Genomic DNA, 13238 nt, shown 5'->3' with positions numbered 1-13238 from the left:
GCATGACCGAAAGCGCCTCCGACAACGCCCTGACCATCGACACGATCCGCGCCGCCGCCGCCCGGATCGGTGACGCGGTGGTCCGCACGCCCACGCTGTTCTCCAGAACGCTGTCGCAGATGACCGGGGCGAATATCTGGCTCAAGTTCGAGAACCTCCAGTTCACCGCCGCTTACAAGGAGCGCGGCGCGCTCAACAAGCTGCTCCAGCTCGATCCGGCCGATCTGAAGCGCGGCGTGATCACCGCCTCGGCGGGCAACCACTCGCAGGGCCTGTCGTACCACGGCACCCGGCTCGGCGTGCCGGTCACGATCGTGATGCCGCGCACCACGCCCACGGTGAAGGTGATGCAGACCGAAAGCGTGGGCGGCAAGGTCGTGCTCGAAGGCGAGAACTTCGACGAGGCCTACGCCCATGCGCGCAAGCTGGAGGCCGAACTCGGCCTCACCTTCGTCCACCCGTTCGACGATCCGGCGGTGGCCTCGGGGCAGGGCACTGTCGCGCTCGAAATGTTTGCCGACGCGCCCCAGATCGACACGCTGGTGGTGCCCATCGGCGGCGGCGGGCTGATCTCAGGGATGGCCACGGTGGCCAAGGCGAAGGCCGAAGAGGAAGATCGCCGGATCGAAGTGATCGGCGTTCAGGCGCGCCTCTATCCCAGCATGTATGCCTGCACCAAGGGCAAGGACATGCCGAGCGGCGGCGATTCGCTGGCCGAGGGCATCGCGGTGAAGGAGCCGGGCAAGTTCACCCGCGAAGTGGTGGCGAAGCTGGTCGACGACATCGTGCTGGTCGACGAGCCGCATCTCGAAACGGCGGTGGCGCTGCTGTTGCAGATCGAAAAGACCGTGGTCGAGGGCGCGGGTGCGGCGGGGCTTGCCGCGGTGCTCGCCAACAAGGAACGGTTTGCCGGGCGCAACATCGGCCTCGTGCTGTGCGGCGGCAATATCGACACCCGTCTGCTCGCCAATGTGCTGCTGCGCGATCTGGCCCGTTCGGGCCGCCTTGCACGGCTGCGGATCACCTTGCAGGACCGGCCCGGTTCGCTGATGAAGGTGATGCACGAATTCGCCGAGGCCAACGTCAACATCCTCGAAATCTCGCACCAGCGGATCTTCACCAATCTGCCGGCCAAGGGCCTCGTCACCGACATCGAGTGCGAGGCGCGCGACAGTGTGCAGCTCGAAGCGCTGATCACACAGCTGCGGGCGAAGGGCTATTCGGTTAGTCATGTCGAACTGAACTGACCCGGAACGGGGCAATCCTTGCGTTCAGGCGCTCTGCGGGCGCAAATTAACGCTGCGCAGCCGTTCAAACATGGTTAAGATGCTTTAACCGGGCGATTCCCCTCGGCATGGTCCGGTGTATCGGCGCTGCCACGCGCCAGCCGCTGCCATGATGAGAGGATCGCCTCACAGTGACCGCACCCGTGCGTTTCCCCCGCTTCTTCGTGACGAGCCCCGCACCGTGCCCCTATCTGCCGGGCAAGACCGAGCGCAAGGTGTTCACCGAGCTGAACGGGCCGAACTCCGACGCGCTGAACGACGCCCTCTCGCGGATCGGGTTCCGGCGCAGCCAGAACGTTGCCTATCGCCCGAGCTGCGCCGATTGCCGCGCCTGCGTGTCGGTGCGCGTGGTGGCGGGCGAGTTCCGTGCCTCCAGCTCGCAGAAGCGGACCTTGAAGCGCAACTCTGATCTCGTGGTGAGCGAATGCCGCCCCTGGGCGACGGCAGAACAGTTTGCGCTGCTGCAACGCTATCTGTCGCACCGCCACCCCGGCGGCGGCATGGCGGCGATGGACGAAATCGACTTTGCCGACATGGTCGAGCACACCTCGGTCAGCACGGTGGTGATCGAATACCGCGAGCCGCGCGAGGATGGCGGCCCCGGCCGCCTGATCGCCGCCTGCCTGACCGACCGGCAGGGCGACGGCCTGTCGATGATCTACAGCTTCTACGATCCCGATTCCGAACGTTCTGGGCTCGGCACCTTCGTGATCCTCGACCACATCCGCCGCGCTGCGGCCGAGGGACTGCCCTATGTATATCTCGGCTATTGGGTCGAGGGTTCGGAGCGGATGCAGTACAAGGTGCGCTATCGCCCGCTCGACAAGCTCGGCCCCGAAGGCTGGCAGCGGATGAGCGACGAGGAGCAGGACCGCCAGATCGCGCGCGTGGTGAGCGGAGCCGGCGCGGCAGGCCCGGCACCGGCAGGCGCGAGCAAGGACTGCAATGCGGAGCTGACGCGGCGGGTGGTGAAGGTCTGAGGCGCTGATTGGGCACGGTCTCTGCGAGAACCGACCAAGCGCTAGCTGGCTCTGGGGACTGTGAGATGCACGGTGAGGCCACCTTTCGCCGGAGACGAAAAGCCTAGCGATCCGTTGAACCGCATCATCAGCCGATGGACCATCGGAATGCCCAGACCGAAACCCTTGGTGTTGCGCTGCCGTGCTTCGTCGAGCCGGAAAAAGGGTTCGAGCACCGGCTGATAGAATTCCTGCGCCAGACCCGGCCCATTGTCCGAGATATCGATCACCCAATCGCCATCGCGCCGGTGCAGGCTGACCACGGCCTCTCCGGCATACTGAACGGCGTTTTCGATCAAGGCCCGCAGGGCGAGCGCAAGCGGCTCGCGGAATGTCCTGACCCTGGGATCGGCGGATGCCACAATCGTGATCGCGTCGCCGTACCCGGACACCTCCGAGCGCAGGAATTCCGCCAGCGCAACCGTCTCGGGTTCGCAGGTGAAGTGCTGCGCGTTCAGATAGGCCTGTAGCGAGTCGAGCAGCTCGGTAATCTCCTCGATGCTGTCCCTCAGCAGCTGCGAGAGTTCATCGTCATCGACAAGACGGGTCGCCACCAGCTGCCGGGAAAGCGGGGTGCGCAGGTCGTGCGTGATCGCTTCGAAAGCGGCGGCCTGATCGCTGAGGAGGCGGGCAATCCGCTCCTGCATGACGTTCATGGCATGGGCGAGATCGCGCAGATCCTTGGGGCCGGTTTCCGAAATCGCGATCTGCTTTCCCTGCCCGATCGTCTCGGCAACATCGGTCAGCTGGCGCAGCGGCTTGCCGATCCGATGCAGGACAACGAGGCCGATGCCCATGAAGGCGGCGGTCAGCAGCATGGTCAGGACCATGGCGCGCCAGGCGACCGGCCACATGCTGGTGATGTCACGCGACTGAAAATTGAACCAGCTTCCGTCAGCCAGCTGCAACGAGCCCGCGAGGTTCCTGCCTTCTCCCTGCTCGGCGAGAAGGGCGAGATGAAGCGGTCGCCCGCCAAGCGAAGGCTCCCACGCGACGATGCGGGCGGCAATGTCGGCCAGCATTTCGTCGTCGCCTGGCGCCGCAACCATCGGGGCGGGCGACACATTGGCGAGCAGATAGCGCGTCGTCATGTTCGTCGCCGTTTGGGCCGGGGCGATTGCGTGCATCCGCTCGCCGACAATCAGCAGCTCCGCCACGCGGCGGGCGTGGTCATCGCGCAAAGTCTGCCGGTCGATGATCTGGTAGAATATCAGGCTGCCCGCCAGCTGCACCAGCCCGAGCGCAAGAAAGACGATCGCGATATGGACCGCGAAGCCCGGAGATAGCCGACGAAAAATAGCAGCTCTCTCCTCTCGCGGTTTCCCGATAGCGTTCATGGCGCGCCTCGGCTGTCCTCTCATCCCAATCGGCATGGCCCTGCGGTAATCCTCTCCCATGCTTGGTGGAAGGCGAGGCAATTGTCCACGGCCACGGCCACAAGTTTGTCGCGCCCCACCGGGCAGGCGGCATGGTCCGCGCCATCGGGCCAAGCCCCCCCTTGACACGTGTATTATATATATAACACAGTTGGCAGATAGGACAAAAAGGGCAGGGAGGCGATGCAGATGGCACTTCAGGAGATGCGGTGGAGAGAGACAGGTCCCCTTGCTGCCGCGCTGATCGTCATGGCGTGCCATCTCGCCCTGGGCGGGCGCTACGACCTGTTCCGCGACGAGCTGTATTTCATCGTCTGCGGCCTGCATCCCGCTTTCGGCTATGCCGATCAGCCCCCCGTGGTGCCGCTGATGGCGGCCTCGCTGTACAAATTGGGCCTCGGCGCATGGGGGCTGCGCATTCCCACCGCCATCGCTGCGGGCGCGCTGGTGTGGCTGGCGATGCGCTTTGTGCGTCTGCTCGGCGGGGGCGGACTGGCGATGGGGCTGGCCGGGCTCGCCTGCGCGATCGCGCCGATGCTGATGGGGCTGGTGTCCACGCTGGGCACTTCCGCCTTCGAACCGCTGACCTGGACCGCCATCGCCTATCTGCTGGTCAAGGCCGCGCGCGAGGGCGATGACCGCGCGCTGATCCTCGCCGGACTGGTTGCGGGCGTCGCGCTCGAAATCAAATATTCGATGGTGTTCTGGATGCTGGGCCTGACCATCGGCCTTGTCGCAATGCCCGAGCGGAGGCTGCTGCGGCGGCGCGCATTCTGGATCGGCGCGCTGCTCGCGGGGCTGATCGCACTGCCGTCGTTCCTGTGGCAATATGCTCACGGCTTCCCGTTTCTGGAACTGGGCGCGGCGGCCAGAAACAAGAATACCGAAGTCGCGCTGCTGCCGTTTGTCGGCAACCAGATCTTCGTGATGAACCCGGCGCTTGCGCCGCTGTGGATCGCCGGGCTTATCGCGCCGCTTGTCGTCAGACAGCTCAGGGATCTGCGCTTTCTGGTGATCGCGGCCTTGGTCGTCTTCGTGATTGTCCGCATCGGGCACGGCAAGGACTACTATCTCGCGCCGCTCTACCCGATGCTGTTCGTGATCGGCGCGGCGGCGCTGGCGCCGCTGGTGCGCGGGGTGGCGGGCAAGACGATAGCCGGGGTGGGGGTGACGGCAGCCGCGGCCTTCTCCACGCTGGTGGCACCGCTGGCGCTGCCGATCCTCTCTCCGTCCGTGCTTGAGGTCTATATGCAGCGGATCGGCATCGCGCCGCAGCAGCAGGAGCGCAACTTCACGGGCACCACCTTGCCGCAAGTCATGGCCGATCAGCTTGGCTGGCGCGATTTCACCGAGCAGGTGGAGGCGGCCTGGAACCGCATTCCCGCCGCCGAACGCGCGGTGACCGCCATCAAGGCGGACAACTATGGTGGGGCCGCCGCCCTCGACATCTATGGCACGGGCCTGCCGCCGGTGCTGAGCGGGCACAACCAGTATTTCCTGTGGGGGCTGCGCGGGCAAGAGCCGGTCAACGTGCTGTCTATCGAGCATAATCCTGAGGACATGCGCCCCTATTGCGAGCAAGTCATCGTGCTGGGGAAGACCTGGTCGCGCTACGCCATGCCGCACGAGAACGGCAAGTCCATCGCGCTGTGCCGGGGGGTAAAGCCCTCGCTCGGCGAGCTGTGGCCTCAGCTCAAGCTCTATTGGTAGGGCGGGGCGCGCTCAGCTCTCGCCGCGATAGAGGGTCGCTTCGGCCTCGCGCCGCCGCACCAGCCCCTTCATCACCTTGCCCCCGGCATGGACCCAGCGCGAAAACTCCTGTGCGGCCCCCTCATGGTCGCCCGCGATGTGCAGCCGCGTCAGCGTCGCCCGCGCAATGGCGCCGGTGTTGTAGTGGAACGAGACCAGCGCATCGAACTGCGGCTGGCTGGTCGGGGCAGCGCCGATAGCCTCGGCGACCTCCCCGGCGTGGCGTGCGAGATCGGCCTCCAGCCGCGCGTCGCATTGCGCGCGGGTCCAGACCGTGCCGGGGCCGATGCCGGGCCCGGTTGCGCCCCAGCCGATGGTCCACGGATCGCCGCCCGTGCCCGGATCGGGGTAGGCCTCGACCATGCCGTCAGGCCGCAGCCTGGCCAGCCCCTCGAATCGGCGAACCAGCGCCACCCCCGCAGGGCCGACCGCAAGCGGGGCGGGAAGCTCCAGCGCAGCGTCGATAGCGCTGTCGAGCGCGCGGACATCAGCCTCGCGCAAAGGGCGGGCGAGCAGGTGGCGGACGGCGGCGAAAATGGGAGTGCGGTTCATGGGGCAATGCTCCGGCAAGGCGAATCGCCTCCCCGGTTAGGCATTTCCAACCCGTGTAGGAAAGCGCCCAAACAAAAGGCCGCCCGGTTTCCCGAGCGGCCCCTTTTGTTTGCTGCCCTACCGCTTCGCTGCCTGAGGGCAGCAAAACGACAGGTAGGCGCGGCTCTTACGAGCTGTAGTACATGTCGTATTCGACCGGGGCAGGGGTCTGCTCGGTGCGATAGACTTCCGGCCACTTCAGCTCGATGTAGGCATCGATCTGGTCCTTGGTGAACACGTCGCCCTTCAGCAGGAACTCGTGGTCGGCCTGGAGCGCTTCGAGAGCTTCACGCAGGCTGCCGCAGACGGTCGGGATATCGGCCAGTTCTTCCGGCGGCAGGTCGTACAGATCCTTGTCCGACGACTCGCCGGGGTGGATCTTGTTCTCGATGCCGTCGAGGCCCGCCATCAGCAGCGCCGCGAAGGCAAGGTACGGGTTCGCCAGCGGATCGGGGAAGCGGAACTCGACGCGCTTCGCCTTCTCGCCCGAGCCATAGGGAATGCGGCACGAGGCCGAACGGTTGCGGGCCGAGTAGGCCAGCAGCACCGGCGCTTCGAAGCCCGGCACCAGACGCTTGTAGCTGTTGGTGGTCGGGTTGGTGAAGGCGTTGCAGGCCTTCGCATGCTTGATCACGCCGCCGATGAAATAGAGGCAGGTCTCGGACAGACCGGCATATTCGTTGCCGGCGAAGGTCGGCTTGCCGTCCTTCCAGATCGACATGTGGGTGTGCATGCCCGAGCCGTTATCTTCCTTGATCGGCTTCGGCATGAAGGTCGCGGTCTTGCCATAGGCATGGGCGACCTGATGCACGACGTACTTGTAGACCTGCACGCGGTCGGCGGTTTCGACCAGCTTGCCGAAGGTGATGCCAAGCTCGTGCTGGGCAGCGGCCACCTCGTGGTGGTGCTTGTCCATCGGCAGGCCCATTTCGAGCATGGTCGAAACCATCTCGGCACGGATGTCCATGCAGCTGTCGACCGGCGCGACGGGGAAGTAGCCGCCCTTGGCGCGCGGACGGTGGCCCATGTTGCCGCCTTCCATCTCGGTGGCGGTGTTGGTCGGCAGCTCGATGTCGTCGATCTGGAAGCCCGAACCGGCATAGCCGTCCTCGAAGCGCACGTCGTCGAACATGAAGAACTCGGGCTCGGGGCCGACGTAGACGGTGTCACCGATGCCGGTGGTCTTCAGGTAGGCCTCGGCGCGCTTGGCGGTCGAGCGCGGGTCGCGGCTGTAGAACTCGCCGTCCGACGGCTCGACGATGTCGCAGTTGATCGAGATCATCGGTGTGGCGCTGAACGGGTCGATGTAGACCGCGTCACAGTCGGGCTTCAGGATCATGTCGGATTCGTTGATGGCCTTCCAGCCGGCGATCGACGAACCGTCGAACATCAGGCCTTCTTCCAGCGCATCCTCGTCGATGGCACCGGCGCACATCTGCAGGTGCTGCCACTTGCCCTTCGGATCGGTGAAGCGGAGGTCGACCCACTCGATCCCCTCTTCCTTGATGCGCTTCACGATATCAGCAGGAGTTGCCATGATAATCCTTCCTATGGAGTGTTTGGCGTGAACAGAGGGCGGGCCGCGCTGGCCCGCAAAAATGGTTGTGCCGGGCCGCTCAGATAGCGGCTTCGTCCTGCTCTCCGGTGCGGATGCGGACGGCGGTCTGAATGTCGGAGACGAAGATCTTGCCGTCACCGATGCGGCCGGTCTTGGCGGCGGCGGCGATGGCATCGACCACGGCGTCGGCCTGGCCGTCGGCCACGATCACCTCAAGCTTAACCTTGGGCAGGAAATCGACCACATATTCGGCGCCGCGATAAAGTTCGGTATGACCTTTCTGGCGGCCAAAGCCCTTGGCCTCGGTCACGGTGATACCCGAAACGCCCACTTCGTGCAGGGCATCCTTCACTTCATCGAGCTTGAACGGTTTGATGATGGCTTCGATTTTCTTCACTTTACCCCTGCCGTACTGTCCGGCGCCCGATCTGTTTCAGGATCGCCGATGGTGCCGCTTCCCCGGCAATCACATCAAGGTATTAACAAGAATCGTGCCAAGGTGTGTTGCACTGAATTAGACAATCGCAAGCCTAAGCGAAAGGCCCGATTTTTGGCATTTTCTAAGCCCGAGCCGCGCTGCGGTGAAACAGGCGGAAACAGGCAGCCCGGGGCTATGTGCCTAATTGTTGTGCAGGCAATGCCGCATTAGCGGGCAGGCCGGTCAGAGACGCAGGCCCGCATATTCGTCGCAACCCGCCATCAGGTTGAGCGACTGCACCGCAGCTCCGCTGGCGCCCTTGCCGAGGTTGTCTAGCACGGCGATCAGGCGCGCGGTCTTGCCTTCGGCATCGGCGCAGACGTGGATGTCGATCCCGTCGGACGGTTCGGCCTCGGCGCGCAGCACCAGCTCTTCGGGGCAGTCCTCGTGCACGGTGATCGTGCGCATCCCGGCATAGGCCTCGGCGAGGCAGGCGCGCAGGTCGGCGGGCGGGGCGGCCTTGCGCATCGCTTCGATCGGCAGCGGAACCTCCACCACCATGCCGCGATAGGCGGGCACCACCGAAGGCGCGAAGACCGGCGGATATTCGAGCCCCGTGCGCGCCTGCATCTCGGGCAGATGCTTGTGCGCAAGGGTGAGACCATAGGTGCGGAAGGCGATGTCGGGCTCGTCCTTGAAGCGCGCGATCAGCCCTTTGCCGCCGCCCGAATAGCCCGAGACCGCGTTGACCGTATAGGGCCAGTCACGCGGGAGCATCCGGGCGCGGATCAGCGGGGTGATCAGCGCGATGAACCCGGTCGAATAGCAACCGGGGTTCGAGACCTGCCTGGCGCCCGCCACCACTTCGCGGCCGACGATCTCGGGAAAACCGTAGATCCAGCCGGGCGCGGTGCGGTGCGCGGTGGAGGCGTCGATCACCCGCGTGCCGCTGGCCGGATCGATCATCGCCACGGCTTCGCGGGCGGCATCGTCGGGCAGGCACAGGATCACGAAATCGGCGAAGTTCAGCGCGGTCTTGCGGCAGTCGGCATCCTTGCGCTCGGCCTCGCTCAGGCGAACCAGTTCGAACTCGTCACGGCCTGCCAGCCGGTCGGCGATTTCGAGCCCGGTGGTGCCGGCACCACCGTCGATGAACACATTGAATGCCATTGTTTTTCCTCAGCCTGCCGCTGCCGGTTCGAGCCGGTCGATATGGACATAGCCCACCGGGCCTTCGAGCGAGAGACAGCCCCAGGCCCAGCTACCGGTGATATCGAGTAACTCGAAGCTGTCGCCTTCCATCAGCACGCACAGCTCTTCGGCCTCATTCGAGGGCAAGGTATGCAAGGTGGCGCCGCCGGGCATGACCGCGCGCGGCTGCGGCACCGCATAGTGCGGCACGAAGTGTTTGCCCGCGAGGCCGATGTGCGCGAGGTCGCCGCGCAGGGGCAGGTCGTGGCCCTGCGGCCGCGTCACCGGGCCGGTCAGTGCAAAGGGGCCCTGTACGTGCGTGGCAGGCTGGGTATCTTGGTTCTGGCTCAAGCGCCGGTTATCCGTAAGTGCTGGCTACAAGCGGCTGCGCTTAGACGGCGCGGCCCCATGGGGCAAGGCCGCGCGGTGAACGGGCGTTAACCGAAGCGCTGGCGCAACATATGGAACGCTGCCCTGAGGCCCAGCGCCTCGCCGCCCTTGGGCCGACCGGGCTTGGCCGCCGGACGCCAGGCGAAGGTGTCGAAATGGGCCCAGTCGATCGGCGTGCCATCGGCCTTCTCGCCCACGAATCGGTCGAGGAACAGCGCCGCCACGCTGGCCCCGGCATAGCCATTGCTGGGGCTGTTGGTGAGGTCGGCGATGGGCGACTTCAGCCACTCGCCATAGGCATCGTGCAGCGGCAGACGCCAGACCGGGTCATCGCTCTCGATCCCGGCGGCCAGCAACGCCTCGGCGGTGGCATCCTTGCGGGCGAACATGCCGGGCAGGTCCGGCCCCAGCGCCACGCGGGCCGCGCCGGTGAGGGTGGCGAAGTCGATCACCAGCTCGGGCGCGCTTTCGCTCGCCAGCGCCAGCGCATCGGCCAGCACCAGACGTCCTTCGGCGTCGGTGTTGCCGATCTCGACCGACAGCCCCTTGCGGCTGGCGAGGATATCGCCCGGACGGAAGGCATTGCCCGAAATCGCGTTCTCGACCGCGGGGACCAGACATTGCAGCCGCACCTTGAGCCCGGCCTGCATGATCCATTCCGACAGGGCGAGGGCATGGGCCGCGCCGCCCATATCCTTCTTCATCAGCAGCATCCCGGCCGATGACTTTACATCGAGCCCGCCCGAATCGAAACACACCCCCTTGCCGACAATGGCCACGCGCGGGTGGGCATCGTCGCCCCAGTTCAGCTCGATCAGGCGCGGGGCGTGCTTGCGCTCCGCCGCGCGGCCCACGGCGTGGACCATCGGAAACTCTTTTTCGAGCCGGTCGCCGCGTACCACGTCGATGCTCGCGCCATGGGCCTTGGCGATGCGTTCGGCCTCGGCTTCGAGCGCGGCGGGGCCCATGTCCTCGGCGGGCGTGTTGACCATGTCGCGCACCAGCGCCACCGCGCGCGCCTCGGCCTCGACCGCTTCGATCCTGCCGGCCTCGGTGGTCAGCAGCACACGCGGGCCTTCGCCCTCGGCCTCGGCGAGGTAGCGGGTGAAGCGATATTGCGCCGTTTGCCAGCCGTGCAGGGCAGGGCCCGCCGCACCGCTGGCGAGTCGGTAGGTTCCGGCGGGCAGAACTTCGGCCAGTTTGGCCAGACACCAGCTCGAAAGGTCGTCGGGATTGGCCACGCCGCCGACCGCAAACCACCCGTCGCCCTCGGGCACGATGGCGGTTTCATAACCGCCCCCCTTGAACTTTTGCGCAGCCAGCGTAGCGCGTTGCGGACCGCTCAGCCGCTTGGCGAAATCGTCGAAGCTGGCGGTGTTCACGAGGTGGATCGTGTGCGCGTCCTGGCCACGATCCGGCTGGATCAGAGGTTCTGTAATGCTCATAAAGCAGTCGCTTGCCTATTCAGGGCGAATTTGGGAAGAGACGAAGGGTATGATGCGCAAATATTTCTGGCTCGCCTCCGCGCTTGCGTTGGTCTCCTGTCAGGAGGCGCAACAGCCCAATCAGCCGCCGCAGACGCCGACTCCGCCCGAGGCGGTGGCATCGGGCGCCGATGAAGCGGAAGCCCCCGCTGGCGGCGCACGGCAGGTGAAGGAGGAGACGGACACGTTCGTCTTCGAATACTCCTATCCCCAGGCCGCGGGCGACAATCCGGTTCTGGCCAAGTGGCTCGACAACCAGCTGGAGAAGCGCCGTGACGAACTGGCGCTTAACGCTGCCCGCGACAAGGAAACCGCGCGCGATAACGGCTTCCCGTTCAACAAGTATTTCTCGACCACCGAGTGGCAGGTGGTCGCCGATCTGCCCGGCTGGCTGAGCCTCTCGGCCGAAATCTCCACCTATACCGGCGGCGCGCACTCGAACTACGGGTTCGATTCGATGGTGTGGGACGAGGAGCGGAATATCCCGGTCGAACCGATCGCCTTCTTCACCTCGCCCGATGCGCTCGATGCGGTGCTGGGCAAGGAACTGTGCGAGCAGCTCAACAAGGAGCGCGGCAAGCGGCGCGGCGAGCCGGTGCCCGAGGGTTCGACCGAAATGTTCGATGCCTGCGTGGCGATCAGCGAGCCGAACCTGTTGCTCGGCTCAGCGGGCGGGCACAAGTTCGACCGCATCGGCGTGAAGATCGCGCCCTATATCGCCGGGCCGTGGGTGGAGGGGAGCTACGAGTTCACCTTTGCCATGACCCCGGCGATGCTGGAGACGGTGCGTCCCGAGTATCGCGAAATTTTCGCAGTCGGGAAGTAGGGAAGGATCGTTGACCAACAGGGTTGTCCGTCTCCTTGTTCTCGGTTCGAGCGGCTGCCTGGTCTCTGCCTGCAATGTGGGAGGCCCTCCTGAGTGCACCGAGCGAAGCCCAGCGCAAATAAATCTTCGTTCAGTAGCGCTTGCGAACGCATCGCGGTGGATGCCGCCTAGAGTAGGATACACTAAAGCAAAGACGTTTGCAGCCGATGCATTAGAGAATCAGTGCTGCACGCTCGAGAAAATTGACGATGAAACCAGAGATAATCTGGGTGAAGTATGGGTGAACACCCGCAATGTTGAGTATATATTCAGGTCGCGTGTAAGCGGCGATGTTGGAACTGAAACAAGCACCGATGCAGCAGTAGATGCATGCGGAATTTTCATCCAACAATTGAAAGAAACGCATTTCTCCGAGGATTAGGCAGGCGGTGGCTCGAAATTGCGCGCAAGCCGCGCTACATGGACGCCATGACCAAATACCAACACGTAGAAGCCGACGCCGATATGGTGCGTGACGGCACGATCAAGCTGCACGGCCCCGAGGGTTTTGCGGGCATGCGCAAGGCCGGGCGGCTGGCCGCCGAAATCCTCGATGCGCTGGCCGACCATGTCCGCCCCGGTGTGACCACTGGCGAGCTGGACGACATCGTGCGGCAGATGACGCTGGCAGGCGGCGGCGTGCCCGCTACGCTCGGCTATCATGGCTACACGCACTCGTGCTGCATCTCGCTCAACCATGTGGTTTGCCACGGTATTCCGGGCGACAAGAAGCTGAAGGATGGCGACATTCTCAACATCGACGTCACCCCGCTGGTCGATGGCTGGCACGGTGACACCAGCCGGATGTTCCTCGTCGGCGATGTGCCGCTGAAGGCACGCAAGCTGGTCGAGGTGACTTACGAGTGCCTGATGATCGGCATCGCCGAGGCGCGCCCCGGTGCGCGGGTAGGCGATATCGGCGCGGCGATCCAGGCCCATGCCGAGCGGCATCGCTATGGCGTGGTGCGCGATTTCTGCGGTCATGGCCTTGGTCGGCTGTTCCACGATGCGCCCGAGGTGGTCCACGCCGGGCGCGCCGGGACGGGGCCGGAACTGCGTCCGGGCATGTTCATGACCATCGAGCCGATGATCAACCTCGGCAAGCCCGCGGTGAAGGTGCTGAGCGACGGCTGGACCGCGGTGACGCGCGACAAAAGCCTGTCGGCGCAGTTCGAGCATTCGATCGGCATCACCGAGGATGGCTGCGAAATCTTCACCAGGAGCCCGACCGGACGCGATCAGCCGCCTTACGTCTGATGTGAAAGGTTGATCGGGCGCAAGGAATTGCACGCCGTACGATAGCATATTGCC

Annotated in this window: 13 protein-coding genes; 6 read left to right on the top strand and 7 right to left on the bottom strand. The window is 65.0% G+C overall.

Annotated elements, in window-relative coordinates:
- Positions 1 to 2: 2 nt before the first annotated feature.
- Both D2V17_RS13450 and D2V17_RS13445 read left to right on the top strand, forming a co-directional pair.
- Entirely contained in the window at positions 3 to 1247 is a 1245-nt protein-coding gene (locus D2V17_RS13450) for a threonine ammonia-lyase (RefSeq protein WP_119593320.1), read from the top strand.
- A 170-nt stretch (positions 1248 to 1417) separates the two neighbouring features.
- The gene (locus tag D2V17_RS13445) at positions 1418 to 2266 is read left to right on the top strand and encodes an arginyltransferase (RefSeq protein ID WP_119593319.1); all 849 of its coding nucleotides are present in this window, start codon (positions 1418 to 1420) and stop codon (positions 2264 to 2266) included.
- A gap of 41 nt (positions 2267 to 2307) precedes the next feature.
- Here D2V17_RS13445 and D2V17_RS13440 read toward each other — a convergent pair whose 3' ends face one another.
- Positions 2308 to 3642 carry a sensor histidine kinase gene (locus D2V17_RS13440; RefSeq protein WP_245978716.1) on the bottom strand — a complete coding sequence of 445 codons (1335 nt, stop codon included), beginning with the start codon at positions 3640 to 3642 and terminating at the stop codon, positions 2308 to 2310.
- 228 nt (positions 3643 to 3870) lie between these two features.
- Between D2V17_RS13440 and D2V17_RS13435 the strand changes: the two genes are divergently transcribed.
- The gene (locus D2V17_RS13435; RefSeq protein ID WP_191229191.1) at positions 3871 to 5391 is read left to right on the top strand and encodes an ArnT family glycosyltransferase; all 1521 of its coding nucleotides are present in this window, start codon (positions 3871 to 3873) and stop codon (positions 5389 to 5391) included.
- 12 nt (positions 5392 to 5403) lie between these two features.
- On the opposite strand, the gene D2V17_RS13430 is transcribed toward D2V17_RS13435, so the two are convergent.
- From D2V17_RS13430 to D2V17_RS13405, 6 genes are all read right to left on the bottom strand, one after another.
- Positions 5404 to 5982: a lysozyme gene (locus D2V17_RS13430; protein ID WP_119593317.1), complete on the bottom strand. Its 579-nt coding sequence runs from the start codon at positions 5980 to 5982 to the stop codon at positions 5404 to 5406.
- Positions 5983 to 6148: 166 nt separating this feature from the next.
- Positions 6149 to 7558, bottom strand: coding sequence for a type I glutamate--ammonia ligase (gene glnA / locus D2V17_RS13425; RefSeq protein ID WP_119593316.1), 1410 nt, complete (start codon positions 7556 to 7558; stop codon positions 6149 to 6151).
- Between the two features lie 79 nt (positions 7559 to 7637).
- The gene (locus D2V17_RS13420; protein ID WP_119593315.1) at positions 7638 to 7976 is read right to left on the bottom strand and encodes a P-II family nitrogen regulator; all 339 of its coding nucleotides are present in this window, start codon (positions 7974 to 7976) and stop codon (positions 7638 to 7640) included.
- Between the two features lie 264 nt (positions 7977 to 8240).
- Positions 8241 to 9167, bottom strand: a complete 927-nt coding sequence (argC, locus tag D2V17_RS13415; protein WP_119593314.1) for an N-acetyl-gamma-glutamyl-phosphate reductase — start codon at positions 9165 to 9167, stop codon at positions 8241 to 8243.
- A gap of 9 nt (positions 9168 to 9176) precedes the next feature.
- Positions 9177 to 9539: a hypothetical protein gene (locus D2V17_RS13410; protein WP_245978715.1), complete on the bottom strand. Its 363-nt coding sequence runs from the start codon at positions 9537 to 9539 to the stop codon at positions 9177 to 9179.
- An 86-nt stretch (positions 9540 to 9625) separates the two neighbouring features.
- Positions 9626 to 11023, bottom strand: a complete 1398-nt coding sequence (locus tag D2V17_RS13405; RefSeq protein ID WP_119593313.1) for a leucyl aminopeptidase family protein — start codon at positions 11021 to 11023, stop codon at positions 9626 to 9628.
- 49 nt (positions 11024 to 11072) lie between these two features.
- On the opposite strand from D2V17_RS13405, the gene D2V17_RS13400 reads away from it, so the two are divergent.
- The 3 genes from D2V17_RS13400 (at position 11073) to map (ending at position 13184) form a co-directional block, all read left to right on the top strand.
- Positions 11073 to 11888, top strand: a complete 816-nt coding sequence (locus D2V17_RS13400) for a DUF4163 domain-containing protein (protein WP_191229190.1) — start codon at positions 11073 to 11075, stop codon at positions 11886 to 11888.
- Between the two features lie 160 nt (positions 11889 to 12048).
- A complete protein-coding gene (locus tag D2V17_RS21575; protein WP_147367404.1) occupies positions 12049 to 12309 on the top strand; it encodes a hypothetical protein in 261 nt (86 codons plus the stop codon).
- 47 nt (positions 12310 to 12356) lie between these two features.
- The gene (map, locus tag D2V17_RS13395; protein ID WP_119593407.1) at positions 12357 to 13184 is read left to right on the top strand and encodes a type I methionyl aminopeptidase; all 828 of its coding nucleotides are present in this window, start codon (positions 12357 to 12359) and stop codon (positions 13182 to 13184) included.
- Positions 13185 to 13238: the final 54 nt, after the last annotated feature.

This window comes from Aurantiacibacter xanthus (assembly GCF_003584015.1).
In the GTDB taxonomy this organism is placed as follows: Bacteria; Pseudomonadota; Alphaproteobacteria; order Sphingomonadales; family Sphingomonadaceae; genus Alteraurantiacibacter; species Alteraurantiacibacter xanthus.
This window is presented reverse-complemented; position numbering and strand designations above follow the sequence as displayed.